Consider the following 25,049-nt stretch of genomic DNA (forward strand, 5'->3'; position numbering starts at 1 on the left):
ATGTCCTGCCTGTCAGAAACCGAACACGGCGCGCATTTTCCGACATTGCCGCACTATTCGGCGATCAACAGGAACTCCTCCGGGCCGAAATCGCATCATCCTCGATTGCGCAAGCTCCTCAGATCCACCTCGCGATGTGCCTTGAAGCTTCGGATCAGGGTCGAGGCACCGGCAAAACCGCAGCGCAGTGCAATATCGTTCAGGGACAGATCGCTAAAGAGGACAAGCTGCCTTGCCCGGTCAAGGCGCATGAGAAGGTAGTATTTCCCGGGAGGCATCTGCAGCTTCTCGATAACGAGGCGATGGAGCGATCGCTCGGACATGTTCACGGCACGGGCAATGTCGGCGATCGTCATCGTCTGCTCCAACGCTTCGGACATCACCCGGATTATCCGCTTCAGCTGGTGCGGTGCGCTCGATGCCAGCGTCAGATCGAAACCGGAAGCGCCTGACCGGCGTACGTTGTCGTGAAGGAACATCGCCCCTGCATCGAAGGCAGCAGCCTGACCAAACCGGTCACCGATATAGTTGAGGATCAGGTCGAGTGCGGCAGACGCGCTGCCACATGTCCAGAAGCGGCCATCCTTGACGAAACGGTCAGACAGGACACGCACCTTGGGAAAAGTCTCGGCGAACTCGTCGAGCAACTGCCAGTGAAGGGTTGCCGAACGTCCGTCGAGACAGCCCAACATTGCAAGTTTCCAGGCGCCTGTGTCCGCGGCGATGATCGTGCAGTCCTGAGTGAGTGAGGAAAGGTAACGGCGAAGCGCTATCAGCGCATTGCCCTCACGAAACTTGTCTCCCGAGATCAGAAACACGAGATCCGCGGGCCCGGCATCTGCGAGGCGAGTGTCCGGAGAGACCTTGATCCCACTCGAACTGCTGACTTCGGTGTCTGCCTCTGTCGCGATCTTCCAGCAGATCTCCGCTCCGGCGCGGTCCCGCACGACCCGCAGAGGCTCCAGCAGACAGGCCAATACCATGTTCGAGAAGGACCCGGAGAGCAGAATTGTCACATTGAAGTCAGGCATTGGCAGATAGGGACAGCTTTTTGGCAGAATCGGCACAGCTTTGTTCCCCCGCTTAAATAATCTGTTTCCCGAGGAGAACAAGTCGGAGGGCTTATCGTGCAGGAAAGGCCGCTTTCGCACATCAGGGTGCTTGATTTCGGGCACTACCTGGCTGGGCCACTGGTCGGAATGATGCTTTCCGATCTTGGCGCCGAAGTGATCCGGATCGATCCACCCGGAGGCCCGCGATGGAAGGCCCCGGTCTTCGACATGATTTCCAGGGGTAAGCGGGCGCTGACGCTCGATCTCAAATCGGAAGAAGGCCGTCTAACGGCTCTGAAGTTGACCGCGAGATCAGATGTTGTCATCGACAATTTTCGCCCCGGCGTGATGGCAAGGCTTGGCGTTGGCCCCTCATCTTTGCGCCGCGCCAATCCGGCGATCATCTCCCTGTCGCTGCCAGGATTTGCATCCACAGATCCGGAATTGCGGGAGATTGCAGCCTGGGAAGCCGTGATCGCGGCAAGAACCGGTCAGTTTACGGATATGGGACTTAACCGCCGTCTGATGGGCATCAACCCGTCCTTTACACCGCTCGGACTGGCGTCCGCCTACGGCGCAGCATTCGGAGCAATGTCGGTCCTGTTCGCGCTTCGCGCGCGGGAGCAACTGGGCGGTGACCATATCGAAGTGCCACTCGCATCGGCGCTGTTCGAAGGGCTGGTCTACAACAGCGAGCAGATCGAGGACTATCCGGATCGCTACAAGTCGCCACGCGAACTGGAATTGGAACGCCGCGCGCGGCTTGGACTGCCCAACAATCTGAGTTATCCGGAACTCTCGGAGTTTCTCGACCCCTTTTATCGCACTTACATGTGCGCGGACGGGCGCGGCTTTTATGTGGTTGCCTGCTCGATCGTGACGCATCCGCGCCGGGTCCTGGAACTCCTGGGTCTGCAGGAGCTGTTGAAGGATCTGCCGGATTTCGACGTATACCTCGATAGAGGCGACTGGCCATCGGACTGGGCCCTTCGAAATTATCCCGTCGGGACGCAAGATCGCGGCAGGATCTCGGATGCCATGAAGGCAGCGTTCCTAACCCGGCCCTCACATGAATGGGAAACGCTGTTTGGTGCCGCGAAAGCGCCTGCAACCACACAGCGCAGCACCCGGGAATGGCTGAAGGACCCACACGCGCTTCAGTCCGGTCTGGTCCTGGAAGTCGACGACCCACGCCATGGCAAAATGCGTCAGATGGGAAACATCTGCTGGCTATCTTGTGATGGCGACGCGGTCAACAAGCGGCCTGGTCCATTGCCAGACGACATGCGCCCCGCCCTGCCTGAACTTCTGTTGGAACCTCCAAGAACGCAGCAGGGATCGAAAGTTGGCGGCTGGCTGGACGGGCTCAGGGTTCTTGATCTGACAAACGTGATTGCAGGGCCGACCATCGGCTCGACGGTCGCGCGCTTTGGAGCGGAGGTCACCCTTGTTCAACCGGTCTCGCCATCCGTTGATCCGTGGAATGCAGTCGTGTTCGGGCTTCAGGCGCAACGTGGCAAACGAAGCATCCTGTTGAACCTGCGCACGGCCGAAGGCCAAAGCGCGCTTTGGAAACTGTTGTCGGAGGCAGATGTCGTGACAATGAACGGAACGGACGAGCAGCGTCTGTCTCTTGGTTTGAGCGAAGAGCGGTTGGCCGAGATCAATCCAAAGCTGATACTCGTTCAACTGGACGCCTTTGGCGCACCACTCCGCGGTCCGAAATCGGACCATCTCGGTTATGATGATCTGGCCCAGGCGGCTACAGGCGTCATGACCCGATTTGGCGGCGGTCCGGATACGCCGGAAGAACACGCACATTTCGGCACGATTGACGTCCTTGCCGGTTTTTGCGGTTGTGCGGCGCTCGGAGCCGCCTTGGAACGGTTGCGCGTAACCGGCTGTGGCGGCATTGCCAGGGCGTCGCTCGCTTCTGCCGGCGAATTGATCCAGGCCCAATTCATGTACGATTTCAACGGCCGGGCGCCCTTTGACGAACCTTCGGGTCGTCATGTGCGCGGATGGGGACCGTTCTACAGGTGCTATCAGGCAGCAGACGGCTGGATGTTCTTTGCGGCCCCTACGTTACAGCAGAGCAGTTTGAACCACGTTCCTGAATTTCATGACCTGTTAAATGCTCAAGAAAACGACCTTGAGGAGACACTGACTACTCGCTTTCTGCAGCAACCGATAAGGTACTGGGCTGAACGTTTTTCAGGAACGGCGGCGGCCGTTGTGCCCCTAAGCTCTCTTCATGCAACGCGAAAGGCAGCGCTCAAGAAGGAGAGTGAGGGTGAGGCCGACATTCGTTCCGGTACCTTCAGCGCGATCCGTCATGACGCGCACCCGATGGGGCGATGGGTTGACCTTGTTGCTCCCAATGCCGTCCGCCCTGAACAGGCACAGGTTGTTGTTCCCGGCCCGGCTCCCAAATACGGGGCTCATACCAGGGATATCCTCTCAGAACTGGGTTATGAGGCACGGGAAATCGACGCGATGATCGCCAAAGGCTCCGCCGCAGAACAATGGTCGGAAAAATATCTTCCAGAATAGTTTCATGAAGGATGAGAAATGCCTGTCGACATCCTCAAAAGCCCCTTGGGAACAGGGCCGTTTCTGAATCAACGCTCACAACACTCCCGTGTGAATCGCAACAATTTTCTTGCCACAATTGACGGGAAGCGGCTGAAATCTTGGAAAATAATGACGCAAAAAAGTTAAATAATGTTAATTTCAGACCCGTTGCAAGATGATACTAAAGTATTCAATAATATTGGCAGCTCAACATGCAGCCAGAATGTGCGCTGCTGCCCAAAATTAAAGCAACTGGTCAAATCCTGTGCCGCAATGCGGAAAAATTGGATTTAATCAAGATCGAAAAAATGAAAGGAATAATTTCATCCAAAGGGTAGCGGAATCGGCATTGTTCGTGTTTTGCTGATTACATGTCGCATATGAGCTTTGCAAATACCGCAAATATGCTGAAGCTGCATGTGGGAAATTGAACGACAAATGTCAGGCAACGATCCTGAAGGGGAGAATGATGACAAAATCGAAAAATCCAGAGTTGCTGAATAACCTCGAAAAGGCGGCACGGAGCGGCGGCATATCGAAACGTGAGTTCCTGCATTATTCGATGCTCGCAGGTGTGACCGCGTCCACTGCAACAGGGCTTTGGACGTCGCAGGCCAAGGCACAACCCAAGCGCGGCGGAACCTTCCGCTATGGCGTGCATGACGGAAACACCAGCGACAGCCATGATCCAGGCACTTACCAGAGTGTCTACTCCATTCAGCTTGCTCACACACATCGCAGCTATCTCACCGAAATCACCGAAGAAAACGGCCTCGGCCCTGACATGGCCGTCGGTTGGGAAGCAAGCCCTGATGCCAAGACCTGGACGTTTGAGCTGAACACGGATGCGACCTTCCATGACGGGCGCAAGTTCACGGCTAACGATGCCGTCGCATCTTTGAATTTCCACCGCGGTGAAAAGTCGACTTCGGCCGCCAAGGCGCTTCTCGACAGCGTGGTCGACATCAAGACTGACGGTGACAAACACATCGTGATCGAACTCGATCAGGGATTTGCGGACCTGCCGTGGATCCTGACCGACTACCATCTCGTCATGCTTCCGGCAAAAGACGATGGATCGGTAGACTGGGAAAGCGGCGTCGGTGCCGGCCCCTACAAGATCGAGCAGAACGAATTCGGCATCGGTACATCGCTTGTGCGCCATGACGGCTGGCATCGCGAAGGTGCCTGGTTCGACCGTATCGACATGACCGCTCTCAATGACCCGAATGCGCGCCAGACAGCGCTCGTGACCGGCGATGTCGACGCAATTTCGTCTGTCGACCTGAAGACCATGGCTCTTCTGCAACGGCATCCCGAAGTCGAGCTCGACAACATTCCGTCCGGTTCGGCGATCACGCTGCCGATGTTCTGCGATGTCGCACCGTTCGACAACGTCGATGTGCGCATGGCACTCAAGCTTGCGATCGACCGTGATGAGATCGTTGAAAAGATCGTGTTCGGCACCGGCATACCGGGCAACGACTTCCACGTCTCACCGAACATGCCTTATTTCCCTGCGGATATTCCGCAGCGGACATACGATCCGGAAAAGGCCAAGTGGCACCTGAAGCAGGCCGGCATGGAAAATCTTTCGGTCAGCCTGTCGGCTGCCGACAGTGTTTTGCCGGGCGCGGTCGACATGATCGTGCTTTATTCCGAACAGGCCAAGAAGGCCGGGATAGACATCAAGCCGGTGCGCGAGGCAAACGACGGCTACTGGTCGGATGTCTGGCTCAAGAAGCCCTGGGTCTTCGTCAAGTGGGGCGCGCGCCCGACACCGGACAACATGTTCACGCTCGCCTACAAGGACGATGCAGCCTGGAACGAAGCGCACTGGAAGAACCCGCGCTTCAATGAGCTGCTTCTCCAGGCGAAAGCCGAACTCGACGAAACACGGCGCGGTGAAATGTACCACGAGATGTGCACGCTCGCCCGCGACGATGGCGGCACCGTCATCCCAATGTTCGTCAACTTCGTCTATGCGCGCCGGAAGAACGTCAAGCACGGCCCAAGCGTCTCCGCATCCTGGGAAACCGATGGTGCACGCGGAACGCATCGGTGGTGGTTCGAAGGCTGATTATCAACACTTGCGGCGGGCTTTGCCCGCCGCACTCGCATTGGAACGGCGTCTGTTATGAGGCCGCTCCATACTAGACTGTCGGGTATTTCCAAAGACAAAATCAGGACCTGTTCTGGGTCCGCACCCGACATAAAATCCGGTCAACTGGGGTACCGGGCGTCTTTATTCTGGAGGGACAAATGGGGGACATCCTACAGCTGGTCCTAAAGAGACTTGGCTTAGGTGTGGTCACTCTTCTGGTGATCTCAATCCTGATTTTCTTTGCGGTCGAATTACTGCCGGGCGACATCGCCCAAGCCGTTCTGGGGCAGGCCGCTACACCTGAAACTGTTGCAGCGCTGCGCGAAAAAATGGGGCTCGATCAGCCTGCCATACTGCGCTACTTCCAATGGCTCGGAGGTGCCTTGACCGGCGACTTCGGGGTGTCATTGATTTCCGGTGAACGGGTCACCGAAGCCATCAGCGGCCGGTTTATAAATACGCTGTTCCTGGCGTGCTACGCCGCCGTCATTGCCGTACCGATTTCGATCATTCTCGGCGTCATCGTCGCACTGCTGCGCAATACGCTGTTTGACCGCGTAGCAAACGTTGTGACGCTGACATCGATCAGCTCTCCAGAATTCTTCCTCGGCTATATCCTGATCCTTTACCTGGCTGTGAAGACCAACTACTTCCCGGCGATCGCGAGCCTGAGCACCGACATGAGCTTCGGTGAATTGCTCCACAGGACGTTCCTGCCGGCCCTTACGTTGGTCCTTGTCGTGACCGCGCACATGATGCGCATGACACGTGCCGCGATCATCAATCTTCTGGCATCGCCCTATATCGAAATGGCACGATTGAAAGGCGTGCCGCCGTGGAAAGTCATCGTCAAACATGCGCTTCCCAACGCCTGGGCACCGATCATCAACGTTGTTGCCCTGAACCTTGCCTACCTCATCACAGGCGTGGTTCTCGTTGAGGTCGTCTTTGTTTACCCGGGTATCGGCCAGCTTCTTGTCGATGCCGTCTCGAAGCGTGACTTCCCGATCGTTCAGGCGTGCTGTCTCATCTTCGCTGCGACCTTCATCCTGCTCAACCTTGCAGCCGATGTCGGATCGATCTTGACCAACCCGCGTTTGCGGCATCCGAAGTGAGGGCAGCGACATGAATTCATTCGTCATTGGATATTATGCGCTGCTGATCGGGGCCTCGTGCCTGGCAGCCTACTTCAAGCAACGGCAGATCTTTCTGCTGATCTTCTCGCTGACGCTTGTTTCCTTCGTCACGGGGATCGTCGGCGGTGCGCCTGCGTTGCGCTCCATCACAATTGCCGCCGGACTGCTTGCGCTTGCCGCAGGCGTTTCCTACGCTTTCCGCGAGTTCCTGATCATCATCGCACCAGATGGTGTGGCAAAGGAACTGCGAACCGCGCCACTCACGGCGGCCTTCGGCATGTTCGTGATCTTCACCTACGCCATTGCCGGGATCTTTGCGCCGGTCATCGCACCGTTCGGTGAAGCTGAGGTGATCTCGTCAGCCTTTGCACCGGCAGACGAGAATATGTTGCTCGGAGCAGACCAGCTCGGCCGCGACATGTTCAGCCGGATCATCTACGGCGCTCGCAACACGGTCGGCCTCGCCCTCGTGGCAACCAGCCTGGCGTTCATCGCCGGCGCTCTGGCAGGCCTTCTGGCCGCGACGAAAGGTGGCTGGTTCGACCAGTTCATGGGGCGGCTCGCGGACGTGATCATGTCGATCCCGTCGCTGATCTTCGCACTGCTGATCCTGAGTATCTTCGGGACCAGTCTCTTTGTGATCGTCATCGTGGTTGCGTTGATCTATTCGCCACGCGTTTTCCGCCTGACACGCGCCGTAGCGGGCAACGTTGTCGTTATGGACTATATCGAAGCGGCAAAGCTCCGCGGCGAAGGGACCTGGTATCTGATCCGCAAGGAAATCCTGCCGAACTCAACCGCCCCGCTTGTTGCGGAATTCGGTCTGGAGTTCTGCTTTGTGTTCCTGCTGATCGCTGGTCTGTCCTTCCTCGGTCTCGGCATCCAGCCTCCAACGGCGGACTGGGGATCGATGGTGCGCGAGAACGCAACGCTGATTTCGTTTGGTGAACTCACGCCGCTTATCCCGGCCGCCGCGATCGCGCTGCTGACGGTTGCGGTGAACTTCGTTGTCGACTGGATGCTGTTCCGGTCCTCCGGCCTTAAGGAGGTTTGAGCATGGTCCCTAAAAAAGATGTGCTTCTTCAAATCAAGGACCTTCGGATTGAAGGTTATTCCGACGAAAATTGGATCGAGATCGTCCATGGTGTCGACCTCACCCTTCACAAGGGTGAAGTCCTCGGCCTGATCGGGGAATCCGGCGCCGGCAAATCGACTATCGGTCTGGCCGCAATGGGGTTTGCGAGAGACGGCTGCCGGATTTCCGGTGGCTCGATCGAGTTCGACGGCATGGAACTGACAACGACGCCGGAAAGCGATCTGCGTGCTCTTCGCGGATCACGGATCGCTTATGTGGCCCAATCGGCTGCGGCGTCGTTCAATCCTGCACACAGGATCATCGACCAGCATACGGAAGCTCCGATCCAGTATCGCATCCAGAAGCGTGTCGAAGCGCAGGAAGATGCGATGGAACTCTACCACCGCCTCCGCCTGCCCAATCCGGATGAGATCGGGTTCCGCTACCCGCACCAGGTGTCGGGTGGGCAGCTTCAACGCGCCATGACGGCGATGGCGATGGCATGCCGTCCCGACCTCATCATTTTCGATGAGCCGACGACAGCTCTGGACGTGACGACCCAGATTGAAGTTCTCGCTGCGATCAGGGACATCGTGGACCAGTTCAACACGGCTGCCATTTATATCACTCACGACCTCGCGGTCGTTGCGCAGATGGCAGACACGATCAAGGTTCTTCTGAAAGGCGAAGAAGTCGAAGAAGCGCCAACGGAACAGATGCTGGATGCCCCGAGCGAGGACTACACAAAGAGCCTCTGGGCGGTCCGCAGCTTCAAACGGCCGCAGAAAGAAAGGCCGGCGGCGGCCGATGCCGTACCGATCGTCTCGGTCAAGAATGTGGACGCTGCCTATGGCAAGATCCAGGTGCTCGACGATGTCTCGTTCGATATCTATGCAGGCATGACCGTCGCCGTTGTCGGCGAGTCGGGATCGGGAAAATCGACGACTGCACGCTGCATTACGGGTCTGCTGCCACCGACCAAGGGCGAAATTCTGTTCAATGGAGAAGCTCTGCCACCGCGGTATCAGGACCGGTCCAAGGACCAGCTTCGCCAGGCTCAGATGATTTACCAGATGGCGGACACCGCGCTGAACCCGAAAATCAGGATCAGCGAGATCATCGGCCGTCCCGCCCAGTTTTACGGTGGTCTGCGTGGCGCTGAACTCAAAAACCGGGTCGATGAACTTCTTGATCTGATCGAATTGGATCCGGCGAAATTCTACAATCGATTTCCACCGGAGCTTTCGGGAGGACAGAAGCAGCGCATCGGGATCGCGCGTGCGCTTGCCGCAGAACCCACCTTCATCATCTGCGACGAGGTCACGAGTGCCCTCGATCAGCTGGTCGCCGAAGGCATTCTGAAGCTGCTCGACAAACTTCAGCAGGACCTGAACCTGGCCTATATGTTCATTACCCACGATTTGGCGACAGTGCGCTCAATCGCCGATGAAGTTGTGGTGATGCAGAGAGGCAAGGTGGTTGAACAGGGTCCCAAGGAAAAAATGTTCACCCCGCCGCATCACCCCTATACAGACCTCTTGCTGTCTTCGGTTCCCGAAATGGATCCGAACTGGCTAACAACACTGCTTGAGGAACGTGGTACGGATTCGATTGGCGAAGCGGCAAACGTCTAGGCAAACGAAAGAAAAACCCCGGGACATCAAGCCCGGGGTTTTTGCTTTACATCGGAAATCCGGATTTTGGCGTCGTCAGCCGACCATGAGATAGCCGGACAGAGCCATAACGCCAACGATCAAACCATAGACACCCACCAGACCCTGCCAGGATCCGCTGTGCTCTTTGTATTCGCGAATGAGATCATCACGGGTCATGCCGACCTCCTTTTGCCGGACACTGTCCGGAATGATGGCGTTTCAACTTACGCGGACACTTAAGGGAGAGAGATTAATAATTCAATGATTCAATACTAAGAATCGTACTACATTTTTTGCATAGCTGAACTGCGAGTTATGACAAAAAAGACCGGGTATCAATGCAAAGTGTTCGATGCGGAAGCATTTGGGAAAATTTCTTCATGAATTCTATGTAGTTACAACTGAGATCACTTCAAAAGTACATAACTCGTTCGGCTTCGAACCACAGGCATTCATCCCATTGAAATGCACAGGGTGCGTCAATTTTTTCCAGCTCTGGCCCGGTAAACTTCAAAGACCGAAGCCGTATCAAGCCCTTCCGGCAACTCCCGAAGCGCGTTTTCATAGATCGATCTGCTCGCTTCAAACAACGGTGCCGAAACCCCTTTTGCAGCTATGTCGTTACCGATGATTCGCAGATCCTTTTCAAACATCCGGAGGCTGGCTGTCGGTGGCTCGTAAACACCAGTCATCATCATCGGCATTCGCAAGTCCGACATGCGCGACTGACCGGCTCCGCTGGAAAGCAGCTGATAGACGGTCTCCCGATCCAGTCCCAGGGCATCGCAATAGCTCAATGTTTCCGCCGCAGCTACATTGTGAACCGCGACCGCATGATTTGCGACGAACTTCAGCTTGGTGCCATTGCCGAATGCACCGACATTCATCACCAACCGCGTAAATTTTTCCAGCAACGGAACGGCGCGGACAATCGCATCCTCATCGCCCGACGCCATCATCACAAGGTCTGCGTCCGCCGCCTGCGCGCCGGTTCCACTGACCGGACAATCAAGAACATCGACGCCGCTTCGCTCCAAAACGGCTCTTGCAGCTTGCTTGTCCTCTAAAGAAAAGGTTCCCGTCTCAATGACAATCTGTCCTGCCCGCAACAACTCGCTGAGTACGTTGCACACGGAAAACAACGCTTGCGGCGATGCGAGTGCAAGAATTACCGCATCGCAATCGGCAATCCATTTTCCCGGAGTTTCGAATACCCGGCCACCGGCTTCAAGAAGCGCTTGTCGCCCAATCTGCGAAGGATCAACCCCCAAAACAGTCTCACCCGCTCTGATCAGGTTCCTGCAATATGCCCCTCCCATGATACCAAGGCCGATCACGGCGACTGTCATGGCCGCCCCCTCCGGGTCGAGACTTCTTCGTTATCGACAATCTTGTGCTCGTTCATGCGTCAAGTTTAACCGAAACGTGCATTACCGGCACCTAGTGAATGCAGGAAGATCAGACCTGCGTGTTTGTTGCTTCCAGGCGCACCTGCGCCTCGACCGCCTCGATTGAACGGATGATATCCATCGACGTTGTCCGGTGATTGACGATGGCTGCTCTCAAGCAGGACCGTCCTTTCTGTTTTGTCGTGGAAAAAACGGCGCTTCCCTGAAGTTGCAGCCGGGCTGCGATTTCATTCGGGTCGCCCTTTTCCGGATAGAAACAGCAAACATTCGATGTCACGGGGTGCGCCAACTGCAAAACGTCGGACTTTTCGACAAGCTCCGCCATCAGGCCGGCCTGCCTGCAATTGTCGCTGATTGCGTTCCCAAATGCATCCATTCCGATCGCTTTTACGGCCGTCCAGACCTTCAACGCACGAAAACCGCGTGACAACTCCAGGCCAAGATCGCAATACCATGTGCCGCCGCCGCCCAGACCTGCTTCCTGGTGTTCAAGATAGGAAGGGCGTGAAGAAAAAGTTTGCAGATGCAGTTCACGATCGTAAATCATGCAGGCGCCGCAATCATAGGGCACCGACATCCATTTGTGGAAGTCGCAGGCGATGGAATTTGCCTTCTCGATACCCCTGCATAAATCCCGCCACGGCTGGTCTGCCAGACGTGTCCAAAATCCAAAGGCCGCGTCGACATGCAGCCAGATGCCTGCTTCATTGCAAAAGGCGGCCAGATCGTCGATCGGATCGAAAACACCCGTGTCAACAGCCCCTGCCGTGCCGATGACCGCGAGCGGGACGCGCCCATTTGCCCTGTCCCGTTCGACCGCTGCCTTCAAGGCTGCCATGTCCATCTGCAGCGCTTCATTTGTTTCCACGAAGGTAAGTGCATCGGTGCCGTGTCCCATCACTTCAAGCGCCTTGGCAATGCAGGAATGTGTTCCCTTGCACAGATAAACAGCTATCTCCGGAAGCGACTGGATACCGGTTTTGCGAATTTCCTTTCCAAAGAGACGCGTGCGCGCTGCGGACAATGCCAATATGGTTGCCTGGGAGGTGCCACTTGTCAGGATAGCCGAGGCGTCTGAGCCGAACCCGGCAAGCTTCAGCAACCAGTCCAGGACCGCCTGTTCAACCTTCATCGCCCCATGATCACGCCCACCGCAATTGCTGTTCATGGTCGCTGCGACAAGTTCAGCGCCAACAGATACCGGGAGGCCGGTGCCGTGAACCCAACCGAAAAAGGCAGGATGCGTGTTGCCGGTCGCATAAGGCATAATATCTTCTGTCAGATGCCTAAATGTGGCTGCTGTGCCGCTTCCGGTTTCGCTCGGTTCCAGTTTCAGACTGTCACCGAGGCCAGCCGGCAACGGCTGCCAAGGCAGGTCACGCGCAGCTTTCATGCGGCCAATGCACTGCTCCAGAAGAGCGTGCATTTCGTCACCAAAATCTTCCCAGTCAGCTGGTTCAAGGCGGTCGCCTTCTTCTGACATTCCAAACTCCATCTATGCCGGCGCGGATCCAATAACGTTAGATCACGCAGAAAATACCTTGCAACGACGCATCCACACCTTTCAATTTTTGAAATCCATCATTTCTGCTTTCACAAACAACCGATTTGGAATTGCCTACTCATGACAGCGTCCGCTTCAATCGCTCTCAACCTGCCACCTTGAAGGAATGACCCAGCCAGGGATATTCCGACACAACCGGTGTTACTGTATGCGAGTGCAAAAACCCCTTCAGTGTTCTGGCCATCGCATCACCGAGCGAGCGGCTCCATTCGGGTCCGGCAGCAAGAACGATCGTTCGGGAAAAGGCCTGAAACGGCAGCGGATGTATATCAATGTCCTTGTGGAATCGGCGAGCGCTTTTATAGGCAAGCGGCGTCGTGATCGACCAGTATTGGCCCGTCGCAATCAATGCGAACAGAGACTGGTAGCTGTCAATCTCGACCCGAACTTCCTGGGTCAGGCGCAACCGGGAAAGCTGGGCCTCGATCTGCCTGCCCATAAGCAACCGCCTATCATAGGTAATATATTGAAGGTCCTTCAAATCCTGCAGGCCGGATTGCGGTGGATAGGCAGCCGAACTTGGAACAGCCAGTACATATGGATCCGAGAGAAGATCAATTTTTTCAATATCTTGGTCAATCTCACCACTCGACGTGTAAATCCCGATATCAAGAGACTGAGTTCGCAACTTGTCTTCGATCTCGTGACTTGGTCCGGTCAGAAGCCGGAATTCGCTCCTGGTCAGAGACGACGCCAGCTGACTAAGCAACATAGGCGTGATCTGGTCTTCAAAGTCTTCGATTGCACCAATACGAAGGGTTGCGTGGCCGGACAGGTCGAGCGAGATCAGTTCGGTCTGTGCCAGGTGAATTTCACCCATCGCCGTCTTGGCGCGCTCCAGGAAAAGCTGCCCGGCTCGGGTCATCGTCATCGGCCGGGAGTTGCGGTCGAGCAGCCGGCATCCAAGCGCCTGCTCCAGTTTCTTGATTTGCTGCGAAGCAGCGGGAAGACTGAGATCCGTCTCTGCAGCGGCCTGAGCTATCGATCCCGTTTCGGCAGCGATGCAAAATACCTCGATCCCTTTGAGGGACATGTTGTTGAATCGCATGTTGCCGCTCCCTGGGGTCAATTTGACCGATCGCAACGCGGCCAAGTCCGACAATCCCACCAGAGAGTTCTGATACCATGTCAGTGTTAGATTTCAAAAAATCATTCACTCAGCAGGAAGCGATCACTCCGGAGGCAATTGCCGAAGCCGTGCGTGTTCTGCAAACGGGGCGCTTGCATCGTTACAACACGATCGAAGGAGAGGACGGCGACACAGCCCTTTGGGAACAGGACTATGCCGCATATCAGGGGGCCGCATTCTGTCTTGCTACCACCTCCGGCGGAACCGCCATGCAGATTGCCCTGCGCGCGGTGGGGGTTCAGGCAGGCGATGCCGTATTGACCAACGCCTTCACCCTTGCGCCAGTTCCGGGTGCGGTCGCTGCTGTCGGTGCTACCCCGATCTTCGTCGAAACCACTGAGAACCTCACCATCGACCTGGAAGATCTTTCGGCAAAGCTGCTGGCCAGCAGCGCCAAATTTCTGTTGCTGTCTCATATGCGCGGGCACCTTACGGACATGGATGCCTTGTGCACGCTGCTGACGAGATCGGGCGTCGTGCTGATCGAGGATTGTGCACACACGATGGGTGCCGAGTGGAACGGCACCAAAAGCGGAAACTTCGGCAAGGTCGCCTGTTTCAGCACGCAGACCTACAAGCACCTGAACAGCGGTGAAGGCGGCCTTCTTACAACGAATGACCCGGATGTCATGGCAAGGTCCATCATCCTGTCCGGCTCCTACATGCTCTTTGAGAAACACCTGGTCCGCCCAGACAAGGAAGCATTCGAAACGGCCAGGTTCGAAAGCCCCAATTGCTCATCGAGACTGGACAATCTTCGGGCCGCGATCCTGCGTCCGCAGCTTGCTAATCTGGACAAGAACGTGGAGCGATGGAACCGGCGTTACAAGATCCTTGAAAACGGGCTTTCGAACGCTGCGAATGCCGTAGTCCCGGTCCGGCCTGACAAGGAATTCTATGTCGGATCGTCGTTCCAATTTCTGGTTCCATTGTGTCCCGACGAGGCATGCCGGTCTTTTGTTGCTGCATGCAAGAAACGCGGCGTCGAATTGAAATGGTTCGGCGATGCCAATCCCGTTGGCTTTACAAGCCGGTATGACAGCTGGACCTATGCACCCGAACAATCCCTGCCCCAAACGATCAATGTCTTGAGACGGGTTATGGATCTCCGGGTCCCGCTCAGTTTCACTGAGGGCGACTGTGAAACGATCGGCACCATCATATTCGAAGAACTGGCGCAAATTCAGGCCTGATGCCAGGCGAAAACCAAAAAAACAGCACCAAACGGACAAAGGCACATTCATGGCTTCTACCTTTCTGAAACAGGCAAGTGAGAACGGCGGCTCGGTTCAGGACATGACAACCGTCACGCAACGGGTGTCTGAGATGCTTCGGAAAATCGAGGCTGAAGGCGAGGATCGGACGATTGCCTATGCCAGACAACTCGATGGTTGGGAACAGGATATCGTCGTCGCTCCGGAAGCGATCGAAGCGGCCTCGACGCAGGTTCCAGAAAGTCTGAAGGATGACATTCGATTTGCCCACGAGAACATCGCAGCATTTGCGAAAGCGCAGATGGAGAGCATTCGGGAATTTGACGTGGAATTGCGTCCAGGCCTTGTTGCCGGTCAAAAACTGATCCCGGTGTCCGCTGCAGGCTGCTATGTCCCCGGAGGACGTTATAGCCATATCGCGTCGGCGATAATGACGGTGACAACTGCCAAAGTCGCGGGTGTGGATTTTATCTCGGCCTGCTCGCCGACACGGCCCGAGACTGGCATTGCGCCTGCAATCTTGTGGACTCTCGATTATTGCGGCGCGGACCGGGTCCTGTCTCTCGGAGGCGTACAGGCAATCGCCGCCATGGCCTTCGGGCAATTCGGTTTGCCTGAGGCAGACATTCTAGTCGGCCCTGGGAACCAATATGTGGCCGAGGCGAAGAGGCTCTTGTTCGGACGAACAGGTATCGACATGTTTGCAGGCCCGACGGACAGCCTAATCATTGCCGACGAAACAGCTGACCCGGATATTGTTGCAGCGGACCTCGTTGGCCAGGCGGAGCACGGCTATAATTCTCCGGTCTGGCTCGTGACGACGTCCGACCGCCTTGCCCGAAAGGTGCTGGAACTGGTGCCGATCATTGCAGGTGAGCTGCCGGACCCGAACCGCGAAAGCGCGTTGCAGGCATGGGACAATCTGGGTGAGGTTGTTCTTTGCGACCGGCGCGAGGACATGGTTGAATTCGCCAACAGGACCGGGCCGGAACATCTGCATGTGCAGGCCTCCGACCTTGACTGGTGGATCGGGGAGCTGGCGTCTTACGGTTCACTCTTTCTGGGCGAAGAAACCACGGTCGCCTTCGGTGACAAGGCGTCAGGGCCGAACCACGTGCTGCCGACGGCCAATGCCGCGCGCTACACGGGTGGCCTTTCGGTGCACAAGTTCCTGAAAACAGTGACCTGGCAGAAAATGACCCGGTCGGCAGTTCGTGACGTCGCACTTGCCACCGCTCGCATTTCGCGCTTTGAAGGGATGGAGGGCCACGCCCGCAGCGCGGACATTCGCCTGCAGAAATATGACCTGACAAATGACCCTCAGGCGCGCATCAAGTGATCGTCTTCGCACTCAAGTTTTGATTGCGGCCTGTGCCTGAAGCATTTGTTGAAAAGGTTGAATCACCAGTCGCTGCCTGAGATCATGAATTTCAGCGCGATAGGTGACGAGCTGTGTTTCAAGGTTTTCACGAAACGCTATTCGTGCCTAATTCAAGATAAGTCCGCTCTACCTCGATCAGACGCTGTTTGCGCCACAACCCACCGCCGTAGCCGGTTAACGATCCATCAGCGCCAAGGACCCTGTGGCAGGGCACGACAATTGCCAGCTGATTGGCACCGTTGGCACGCGCCACGGCACGAACCGCCTCCGGTTTGCCCAGGTCTTTCGCAAGTTCGGAATAGCTTCGGGTGCTGCCCGCCGGAATTTTCAAGAGTTCGCGCCAGACATCCTTGGTGAACGCAGTGCCGTGCAGCGCGAGCCTGGTTTCAAACCGGCCCGACTCGCCGGTAAAAAAGACGTTCAATTCCTGCTGGATCTGGTCTGTGACGCTTGTCCTCCCGAATCCAATCCGGCCTTTGGCAAAGCCTTGAAGTTTCTTGAATTCGGCTGGAAGCGCTTTTCGGTCGAGAAACTCAAGCAAATGCAGATGCGTGTTGTCCGTCACCGCTATCAACGGGCCGAGTGGCGAGGACACCCAGTCTGCGAACAGCAAGGGGTTCTGGGAGAAGGTTCCCGGTGGCTGACCGATTATCCTGGAAAACGCATCGCGGAATGCGCTGGAAGACTCAAACCCGGCCGTGATTTGCGCATCGATGACCTTGCCGCCTTCGGCAAGCGTGGAAAAGCCTTCCTGCAAGCGGCGCTGACGCGCCATTTCCAGAAACGTCATGCCGTAGTGTCTCTTGAACGCACGGCGAACCGTGGACGGATCCAGTCCCAGCCGCACAAGATCCGGCTCGCCCCACCGATATCCGGGGCGCTTTTCAAGAGCTTCGATCAATGTCGACACGAGCGGGTCCGCGCCGGCTTCCGGCGCGGTCGGGCAGCAACGTTTGCAGGGACGGAACCCGGCATCGATACACGCCGCCACTGTCTCAAGGAAAGTGCAGTTCTCCCGCTTCGGCTTACGGGCCGGACATGTCAGACGGCAGAAGATCCCGGTTGAGGCGACGCAGACAAACATGCGCCCGTCATAGGACGCGTCACGATTGAGAAGCGCTTCGTAGAGCGTGTCGAAATCAGGTCGGATCATCAGCATGGCCTGAAACTAGTGTGCCAAACAAAAATATGCAGCCGGAAATCGGGCGCCTAATTTGAACGTATAATCTAAATTAGCGATAGACCTGCTCTTCAGCGGGAAACTTGCGGTCCTTGACCTCATCCGAATAGGCCTTGACGGCTGCTTCAATCTGGCCTCCGAGATTTCCGTAGACCTTGACGAATTTGGGCGGCGCCGGATTGAGGCCGAGCATGTCCTCCAGAACAAGGATCTGGCCGTCGCACTCCGCCGATGCGCCAATGCCAATGGTCGGAATTGGGATTTCCTTGGTGATCTGTGCGGCAAGGGGCTCAACCATCCCCTCCAGGACAACCGCGAATGCACCAGCTTCCGTTACAGCTGTCGCATCCTCAAAGTGCTGATCCCAGTCATCTTCGTGCCGCCCTTGCGTCTTGAACCCGCCCATGACGTGAACCGACTGCGGCGTGAGCCCGATATGCGCCATTACCGGAATACCGCGTTCACTCAGGAAGCGGATGGTTTCGGCCATTCGGACACCGCCCTCAAGCTTGACCGCGCCGCACTGGGTTTCCTTCATGACCCGCGCGGCATTGCGGAAGGCAACGGACGGGCTTTCCTCGTAGGTTCCAAAGGGCATATCGACAACGACGAGCGCGCGTCTGGTGCCGCGCACCACCGCCTTGCCATGCATTATCATCAGGTCGAGCGAAACGCCGACGGTGGATTCCATGCCGTGCATCACCATCCCGAGGCTGTCGCCGACCAGAATGAAGTCGGCATAGTTGTCGACAATGGCCGCTGTATGCGCGTGATACGAGGTCAGAGAAACAATCGGGTCGCCGCCCTTGCGTTTCGCGATCTGGGGTGCGGTCAGCCGGCGGACAGGTTTTTGGACGCTCATAGGGCGTATCCTTCGGGTCAGGTTTGCGGCGCAATAACGCGCTGATCTATCAGGAGAACGGTTCCGAAGCGAACCGCGAGCAGGACCACAGAGGGACGATCGAAGGGACTGGAACACTCAGCCAGTGTTTCGGCGTCCCGGATATCGACACTTTTCACCTCGGCTGAGGGTGCTTCCGCGAGACAAGACCTGACGGCGGCGTCTATCTCTTGGACTGAAGACCCCGCTGCAGCCAACGCCTCTGCCCTGTCGAGTGCGCGGTTCAGCACAGTGGCTTCAGCCCTTTGGTCATTGGACAGCCGCACGTTGCGCGAGGACATGGCCAGGCCGTCGGCTTCGCGAACGGTCGGATGAGCGATGATCTCCAGCGGCATATCAAGGTCACGCACCATCTGACGGATCAGTGTCAGCTGCTGATAGTCCTTTTCTCCGAAAACGGCAAAGTCAGGCGTGACGATATTGAACAGCTTGGTCACGACCGTTGAAACGCCACGAAAGTGACCCAGTCGCAGCGCACCCTGCAGGATCCCCGAAAGGCTTGGAACTTCGACATGGGTATCGCCAGCAGATGCGTACATTTCCTCAACGCTCGGCAGAAACACCGCATGGATACCTTCCGCCTCGAGGAGGCTCAGGTCCCTTTTCTCGTCACGCGGATAAGATGAGAGATCTTCACCAGGTCCGAATTGAGTCGGGTTGACGAATATACTTGCGACGGCCCGGTCCGCCTTCCGCGCTGCAGCGCGGACCAGGCAAAGATGGCCCTCATGCAGGTAACCCATGGTCGGCACCAGGGCCACCGTTTCTCCCGCCTTCTTCCATGTCCGGACGGTGTTCCGTATCTCCGCCTTTGTCCGGCAGATTATCATTTTGTCCTCCCAGGCGCCCGGTTCCCGCCCTAGCCGCCTCTATTTCGCAGGTGCAACATATGCGGTGCACCCAGGAAGGTCCAGTAGCCCGTCCGGAGAGCATTCCATTCCCGTCCGGTGCGCCCGGACCGTGTGCTTTCCAAAATGTTATCGGCACAACTTCTTGATTCCCGGTGCTTGCGCCCGATGTCTTCTGACAAAGAAACGAAAAATCGCTGGACATGCGAGTGGAACACCCTGCGCGAACATAATGTTCGCCGCTTTGATCTGAGGAGGAATTCAATGGCTTTGAACAACGCAACAGGTTTATTGAACGTTTTCTCTAAGAATGCGCCATCTGCAATCGCCGCTTTGCTCACATTCGGCCTGATGGCTCCCGCAGCTTTTGCCGAAGACCGGAGCAACTGGCCTTCCAGCTTTTCCGTCGGGACAGCAAGCCAAGGAGGCACCTATTTCGTTTACGGTTCCGGCTGGACCAATATGGTCGCCGACGAACTCGGTATTCCAGGCGGTGCGGAAGTTACGGCCGGACCGGTTCAAAATGCAGCCCTTGTCCAGACGGGCGATCTTGATTTCGGCATGGTCACGATGGGCCCCGCCTTTGACGCGATCAATGGCGAAAGCGCTCTGGCACCCGGTCTGAAACACGACAATATCCGGGCCATCTTCCCGATGTACAAAACCGCGTTTCACGTGATGACACTGAAAAGTTCCGGTATTGAAAGTCTCGACGATATACCGGACGGCGCGACGATCGGCTTCGGTCCTGTTGGAGGCACACCCGGAACGTACTGGCCCCGCTTCTTCGAGACCTTTGGCAAAAACGTCGAAGCTCAACACGGTGGTGCAGCCGATCTCGCCGGTCAGCTGCAGGACGGCCTGATCGATGTTTACACCTGGGCGGCCGGCGTACCGTTTCCGGCATTTTCGCAGGTGGAAGCCCAAGCGGACGTCAATTTCTTCGGCATGACAGAAGAGCAAGCCAAAATGATCGCCGAAAATCATCCGGTGTCGCTCTTCACGATCCCGGCCGGCACCTATCCGTCTCAATCGGAAGATCATGCAAGCGTATCCATGTGGAACTTTGCCATCGCACGCGCGGATCTGCCGGAGGATTTTGTCTATGCGGTCGTTGACACGGTCATGAGTAATAATCCGAAGATGCTCGACATTCACAAGGCGGCGATCGAAACGCTTCCGGAGAACTACGACAAGAACGCTTTCATCCCGTGGCATCCCGGTGCCGTAAAGTGGTTCAAGGAAAACGGATTCGAGATCGATCCGGCTCTCGGTGGCTAGTAAATTAAGCCAGATTATCCTCAATATACGCCCCGGGCTGTCATCAGCAGCTCGGGGTAAGCCCTGTCGTTGAGAACATTGTCATGTCCGAACCCTCAGGCCCGAATGATGCAGATGTCGATCAGGGCAGCACCAACGGCCTTCGGGGCTGGCAGGGCCTGGCGTTCGGTTTCCTGTGCGTCTTTTACGCGGCATGGCATTTATACAGTCTGAATATCGCACCGCTTGAAACCTGGCTCTTTCGCATTCTTCATATCGCGGGAGCCCTGGTTCTCGGTTTCGGTCTGACGGGCATCCTGCTTGTCGGCGATGACAGGCGTTCGCGGAACGAGCGGCTTGAACGGCTGATCGCAATCATTGCCGGTATCCCGGTTTTGTATGCGTTCGGGCTGGTTGCATTCGGCCTCAACCAGTACTGGACGACCGGCAAGGTCGAAAACCCTGATGCTGTCTTTGCCTATTTCGGGATTTCGCTTGCGGCCGGAACAACACTTGCCATCGTTTCGGGCTGGTTTTTGCGCGGCAAGGAGGGCTATGTCGCGCCAACCGACTGGGTGCTATTGGTCGCAAGCCTCGCTTCAACGGGCTTTATCGCCCTAAGCCTGGATGCACTGAACCTGAGACTTCGGGCCGGTACGCCCTTTGCCGATCCGCAAAATGCATGGGCCGCGTTCGTTGCCGTCGCACTCATGCTCGAACTAACCCGGCGCGTTGCCGGTCTTGCGCTCGTCGTCATTGCAACGGTGTTCGTGGGCTATGCCTTTCTCGGACCCTGGCTTCCCGGATTTCTGGAGCATCGCGGCTATGGTGCCAAGCGCTTCTTCAGTTACATTTTTACCGACAACGGCATTCTCGGACCAACGACAGCGGTCTCGTCGACCTACATCATCCTGTTCATCATCTTCGCAGCCTTCCTGCAAAGCTCGAAGGTCGGCGACTATTTTGTCAATCTTGCTTTTGCAACAGCGGGCCGTGCCCGCGGCGGGCCGGCGAAAGTCGCGGTCTTTGCCTCCGGTCTGATGGGCATGATCAACGGCACTTCGGCCGGAAATGTGGTCTCGACGGGCTCGCTGACCATCCCACTGATGAAACGCGTCGGCTATCGGCCCCAATCAGCAGGTGCGATCGAGGCTGCTGCCTCCACCGGCGGGCAGATCATGCCGCCGATCATGGGTGCCGGTGCGTTCATCATGGCCGAAATCACCGGCATCCCCTACACCGAGCTCGTTGTCGCCGCGCTGATCCCCGCGGTGCTTTACTTCGTGTCGATCTACTTCATGGTCGACTTTGAGGCACGCCGACTTGGCATGCGCGGCATGACCAACGAGGAAGTGCCTAAATTCAGGAACCTGGCAAAACAGGCATTCCTGTTCCTCCCCATCATCATTCTGGTCGGCTCGCTCTTCCTGGGGTACTCGGTCATCCGGGCCGGGACACTCGCCATTGCCTCGGCAGCGGTCGTGAGCTGGCTTACGCCGTTTCGCATGGGAATTCGCGAGATCATCGAAGCGCTGCGCAATGCGTCCCAGATGTCGATCCAGATCATCACCGTCTGCGCGACGGCCGGGATCATTGTCGGCGTGATTTCCCTGACCGGTGTCGGCGCGCGGTTCTCATCGCTGCTGTTTGAACTTGCCGAAACCAGCAAGCTGCTTGCACTCATTTTCGCGATGATCATTTCGATCATTCTGGGAATGGGCATGCCGACAACAGCAGCCTACGCCGTCGCGGCGTCCGTCGTCGCGCCCGGACTGATCGAACTCGGCATTGCTCCGCTCGTGGCACATTTTTTCGTGTTCTATTTCGCGGTCGTCTCGGCGATCACACCGCCGGTCGCGCTCGCCGCCTATGCGGGCGCCGCCATCGCCGGGTCGGAGCCGATGCGCACCTCGGTGACCGCCTTCCGGGTCGGCCTTGCCGCCTTCATCGTCCCATACATGTTCTTTTACAGCCCCGGCCTGCTGCTGGAAGCAAGCTGGCTGGAGATTATACGCAACGCGGTAACGGCAATCATCGGCGTCTATCTCCTTTCAGGAGCTGTTCAGGCTTATCTCATGGGACCGCTTTCCCCAATCTGGCGGGTTCTGCTCCTGGCAGCAGCACTGTGCATGATCTCAGGCGACTGGCGCTCGGATATTGTCGGTATCCTTCTGGGCGCAGGGATCTGGCTCAAGTCGAGGCGCGATACCCGACCCGTCTCTAATACGGCTTAGAGAGGCCTTGCCACCCTAGCCTGCCTTGGCGATATCGTCTGTGCAGTCGATTTCCGCTTCGGTGCCGGTTTGTCTCGGGAACTGCGACAGGGCGCTCAGCATCAGCCAGTCCGGCAAGGCTCTGCGGTATTTTTCCTGCCCGACAACGTTCAGGTGGCCGTTGGCGATTTCGCTACGCAGGTCTCGCATGCCTCTCCAGGATTCCACGAAACGGCGAATGTCCGAACTTATCGTGAGGTCCACTTCGAGCCCGGGGTATTTCAGGCACATGTCGACATTGCCGCCTTCAACCACGAGCCAGAAACGGCTGAAGCCCTTGTGCGTTCCAGAAAAAGCGAATTCCATCACGATCCGCTGTTCGGGCATGGCGTCGACATTCAGTCTGGTGTGCATGCTCCAAGCCAGGAAAGCTGGATCAAGATCCTCCGTCTCCATGTCGCGCGACCACTTTTGGCCCCAGACCGCCAGGTTCATGATGATGGGATCCAGGTCGCGCCCGGCCTCCGTCAGCTCATAAGCGAAGCCGCGTCCGTTATCGAGAGCGCGGCGTGTGATCAGTCCCGCATGTTCCAGGCTCGATAATCGCTGGCTCAGCAAAGTCGCAGAGATCTTCGGCACGCCACGATGAATCTCGTTGAAGCGCGTACACCCGTCGATCACGCGGCTGATGACCAGCAAGGTCCAGCGTTCGCAGAGAACTTCCGCCGCCAAGGCAAGCGGGCAGTACTGTCCATACCCTTTGTACGGCATCCGGCACTCCTCAGGTCCAATAGCGATAGAGGAAAGAGTACGGCGCTGCCAGAAATCGAACAACTCCGGAATCTGTAGTTACTGCATATTCGTGAGTTTTTTGGCTTCAAAATTCACGTCACGCTGACAGCCAGGATGACAACCAGCGGAAGGCGGACAGCGAGATGACAGACACTCTCCAGAACTTTCTGGCAACGCGTCTCGGCGCGAATGCCGTGTTCCCAGGGAACCCCGAATTCGACGAGAGACGGCAGGTCTGGAACGGTTACATCGACCGTAAACCGATCGCAGTGGTGAAGGTCAAAGATGTTGCCGATGTCAGCGAGACGATCCGGACAGCCGCCGGACGCGGACTGAATGTTTGCGTCAAGGGTGGAGGGCACAACATTGCCGGGTCGGCGGTCGCCGACGGTGCGCTGATGATCGACATGTCGGGATTGGACCAGATCCGGATCGATGCAGCCAACCGGGTCGCTCAGGTGGGCGGCGGGGCCACCTGGGCGCAATTCGATGCCGCCGCACAAGCAGAGGGACTGGCGGCTCCCGGTGGTGTTGTTTCCTCGACCGGCGTTGCCGGGCTGACACTTGGAGGCGGGTTCGGGTGGCTCGCGCGCCTGCATGGGCTGGCAGTCGACAACGTGTTATCCGCCACGCTCGTTCTGGCCGACGGTACCGTCGCAATCTGCTCAGCTGATGAACATGCCGATCTTTTTTGGGCCATCCGGGGTGGCAGCGGAAACTTTGGCATCGTGACCGAGTTCACGTTCAGGCTTCACCCGGTCGGACCGGCTGTTCTTTTCGGCCCGACTTTTTTCGATTTGAAGGATGCGCGTGCGGTCCTGAACGCTTACGCGGAGCACGCACCATCGCTGCCGCGCGAGGCCTGCGTCTGGGCCAACCTGATGACAGCGCCGCCGGCGCCCGTTCTGCCTGAAGAAAGTCACGGGACCACGGTCCTGACCCTGATGCAGTCATACGCCGGGCCGCCGGAAGCGGGATACGCTGTCCTGAAATCTCTCTATGGCGGCGTGGAACCTGTTGGAAGCGCGCTGACACCGCGTGCGTACACAGAAGCTCAGAGCTTTCTCGATCCAGCCTATGTGGCCGGTGCGAGGAACTATTGGCGGACACATAATCATCACGCACTTACGCCGGAGCTGATCGACACCCTGATCGAGCTGGCTCAAACCTTGCCGACGCCCGAATCTGAAATCCTGATCTGCCAGCTCGGCGGAGCCGTTGCCGACATCGGTGCCGATGCAACCGCATTTCCCCACCGTCACATTCCGTTCATGTCGACACCGGGCGCACGCTGGCACGACCCGGCCAATGATGAGGCTATGGTCGCGTGGCTGGCATCTGTTTCCGATCGCATTTCAGACCATGCTGTTCCCGGGTCTTACGTGAATTTTATAGCCGAGAGCGATGGGCAAGCACCTTCCGCGTATCAAGGCAATCTCGACCGGCTGGCAGCGATCAAACGCAAGTATGATCCGCATAACCTCTTCCGATTTAACCAGAACATTGCCCCCGACCGTGCCGCGGAGATCGCATAGGCACGAGCCATCCATCTCAAAATAGCC

Annotated in this window: 19 protein-coding genes; 10 read left to right on the forward strand and 9 right to left on the reverse strand. The window is 57.1% G+C overall.

Annotation, left to right across the window (positions count from 1 at the left end):
* Window positions 1-95: 95 nt before the first annotated feature.
* Window positions 96-1,067, reverse strand: a complete 972-nt coding sequence (locus Q0915_RS16900; RefSeq protein ID WP_299475924.1) for a helix-turn-helix domain-containing protein — start codon at window positions 1,065-1,067, stop codon at window positions 96-98.
* Between the two features lie 60 nt (window positions 1,068-1,127).
* On the opposite strand from Q0915_RS16900, the gene Q0915_RS16905 reads away from it, so the two are divergent.
* The 5 genes from Q0915_RS16905 (at window position 1,128) to Q0915_RS16925 (ending at window position 9,575) form a co-directional block, all read left to right on the forward strand.
* Window positions 1,128-3,605, forward strand: a complete 2,478-nt coding sequence (locus Q0915_RS16905) for a CoA transferase (protein WP_299475927.1) — start codon at window positions 1,128-1,130, stop codon at window positions 3,603-3,605.
* A 490-nt stretch (window positions 3,606-4,095) separates the two neighbouring features.
* The gene (locus Q0915_RS16910) at window positions 4,096-5,706 is read left to right on the forward strand and encodes an ABC transporter substrate-binding protein (RefSeq protein ID WP_299475929.1); all 1,611 of its coding nucleotides are present in this window, start codon (window positions 4,096-4,098) and stop codon (window positions 5,704-5,706) included.
* Window positions 5,707-5,888: 182 nt separating this feature from the next.
* Window positions 5,889-6,845 carry an ABC transporter permease gene (locus Q0915_RS16915; RefSeq protein ID WP_299475931.1) on the forward strand — a complete coding sequence of 319 codons (957 nt, stop codon included), beginning with the start codon at window positions 5,889-5,891 and terminating at the stop codon, window positions 6,843-6,845.
* Window positions 6,846-6,855: 10 nt separating this feature from the next.
* Window positions 6,856-7,920 (forward strand): ABC transporter permease, encoded by a 1,065-nt coding sequence (locus Q0915_RS16920; protein ID WP_366525292.1) that lies wholly within the window; start codon window positions 6,856-6,858, stop codon window positions 7,918-7,920.
* 2 nt (window positions 7,921-7,922) lie between these two features.
* Window positions 7,923-9,575, forward strand: coding sequence for an ABC transporter ATP-binding protein (locus Q0915_RS16925; protein ID WP_299475935.1), 1,653 nt, complete (start codon window positions 7,923-7,925; stop codon window positions 9,573-9,575).
* A gap of 75 nt (window positions 9,576-9,650) precedes the next feature.
* Here Q0915_RS16925 and Q0915_RS16930 read toward each other — a convergent pair whose 3' ends face one another.
* The 4 genes from Q0915_RS16930 to Q0915_RS16945 all read right to left on the reverse strand — a co-directional run bounded on the left by Q0915_RS16930 (window position 9,651) and on the right by Q0915_RS16945 (window position 13,617).
* Complete coding sequence (locus tag Q0915_RS16930; protein ID WP_299475938.1) at window positions 9,651-9,773, reverse strand: hypothetical protein; 123 nt, start codon at window positions 9,771-9,773, stop codon at window positions 9,651-9,653.
* A gap of 302 nt (window positions 9,774-10,075) precedes the next feature.
* Window positions 10,076-10,945, reverse strand: coding sequence for an NAD(P)-dependent oxidoreductase (locus Q0915_RS16935; RefSeq protein WP_299475940.1), 870 nt, complete (start codon window positions 10,943-10,945; stop codon window positions 10,076-10,078).
* A gap of 109 nt (window positions 10,946-11,054) precedes the next feature.
* The gene (locus Q0915_RS16940; RefSeq protein WP_299475942.1) at window positions 11,055-12,488 is read right to left on the reverse strand and encodes a pyridoxal-dependent decarboxylase; all 1,434 of its coding nucleotides are present in this window, start codon (window positions 12,486-12,488) and stop codon (window positions 11,055-11,057) included.
* 166 nt (window positions 12,489-12,654) lie between these two features.
* A complete protein-coding gene (locus tag Q0915_RS16945; protein ID WP_299475944.1) occupies window positions 12,655-13,617 on the reverse strand; it encodes a LysR family transcriptional regulator in 963 nt (320 codons plus the stop codon).
* Window positions 13,618-13,694: 77 nt separating this feature from the next.
* Between Q0915_RS16945 and Q0915_RS16950 the strand changes: the two genes are divergently transcribed.
* Both Q0915_RS16950 and hisD read left to right on the forward strand, forming a co-directional pair.
* Window positions 13,695-14,891: a DegT/DnrJ/EryC1/StrS family aminotransferase gene (locus tag Q0915_RS16950; RefSeq protein WP_299475946.1), complete on the forward strand. Its 1,197-nt coding sequence runs from the start codon at window positions 13,695-13,697 to the stop codon at window positions 14,889-14,891.
* Between the two features lie 49 nt (window positions 14,892-14,940).
* On the forward strand, window positions 14,941-16,251 hold the full coding sequence (gene hisD / locus Q0915_RS16955; RefSeq protein ID WP_299475948.1) for a histidinol dehydrogenase: 1,311 nt from the start codon (window positions 14,941-14,943) through the stop codon (window positions 16,249-16,251).
* A gap of 127 nt (window positions 16,252-16,378) precedes the next feature.
* Here the strand turns inward: hisD and Q0915_RS16960 are convergent, their stop codons facing one another.
* The 3 genes from Q0915_RS16960 to panC form a co-directional block, all read right to left on the reverse strand.
* Complete coding sequence (locus tag Q0915_RS16960; protein ID WP_299475949.1) at window positions 16,379-17,452, reverse strand: trifunctional transcriptional activator/DNA repair protein Ada/methylated-DNA--[protein]-cysteine S-methyltransferase; 1,074 nt, start codon at window positions 17,450-17,452, stop codon at window positions 16,379-16,381.
* Window positions 17,453-17,525: 73 nt separating this feature from the next.
* Window positions 17,526-18,335: a 3-methyl-2-oxobutanoate hydroxymethyltransferase gene (gene panB, locus Q0915_RS16965; protein ID WP_299475951.1), complete on the reverse strand. Its 810-nt coding sequence runs from the start codon at window positions 18,333-18,335 to the stop codon at window positions 17,526-17,528.
* Window positions 18,336-18,352: 17 nt separating this feature from the next.
* Window positions 18,353-19,204: a pantoate--beta-alanine ligase gene (panC, locus tag Q0915_RS16970; RefSeq protein ID WP_299475953.1), complete on the reverse strand. Its 852-nt coding sequence runs from the start codon at window positions 19,202-19,204 to the stop codon at window positions 18,353-18,355.
* Window positions 19,205-19,486: 282 nt separating this feature from the next.
* Here panC and Q0915_RS16975 point away from each other — a divergent pair, with 282 nt between their 5' ends.
* Both Q0915_RS16975 and Q0915_RS16980 read left to right on the forward strand, forming a co-directional pair.
* Window positions 19,487-20,503, forward strand: coding sequence for a TAXI family TRAP transporter solute-binding subunit (locus Q0915_RS16975; RefSeq protein WP_299475955.1), 1,017 nt, complete (start codon window positions 19,487-19,489; stop codon window positions 20,501-20,503).
* Window positions 20,504-20,586: 83 nt separating this feature from the next.
* Window positions 20,587-22,716, forward strand: a complete 2,130-nt coding sequence (locus Q0915_RS16980) for a TRAP transporter permease (protein WP_299475957.1) — start codon at window positions 20,587-20,589, stop codon at window positions 22,714-22,716.
* 15 nt (window positions 22,717-22,731) lie between these two features.
* Here Q0915_RS16980 and Q0915_RS16985 read toward each other — a convergent pair whose 3' ends face one another.
* The gene (locus Q0915_RS16985; RefSeq protein ID WP_299475959.1) at window positions 22,732-23,466 is read right to left on the reverse strand and encodes a helix-turn-helix domain-containing protein; all 735 of its coding nucleotides are present in this window, start codon (window positions 23,464-23,466) and stop codon (window positions 22,732-22,734) included.
* A gap of 164 nt (window positions 23,467-23,630) precedes the next feature.
* On the opposite strand from Q0915_RS16985, the gene Q0915_RS16990 reads away from it, so the two are divergent.
* Window positions 23,631-25,022 carry an FAD-binding oxidoreductase gene (locus Q0915_RS16990; RefSeq protein ID WP_299475961.1) on the forward strand — a complete coding sequence of 464 codons (1,392 nt, stop codon included), beginning with the start codon at window positions 23,631-23,633 and terminating at the stop codon, window positions 25,020-25,022.
* Window positions 25,023-25,049: the final 27 nt, after the last annotated feature.

It is taken from the genome of uncultured Roseibium sp. (assembly GCF_947494555.1).
Classification (GTDB): domain Bacteria; phylum Pseudomonadota; class Alphaproteobacteria; order Rhizobiales; family Stappiaceae; genus Roseibium.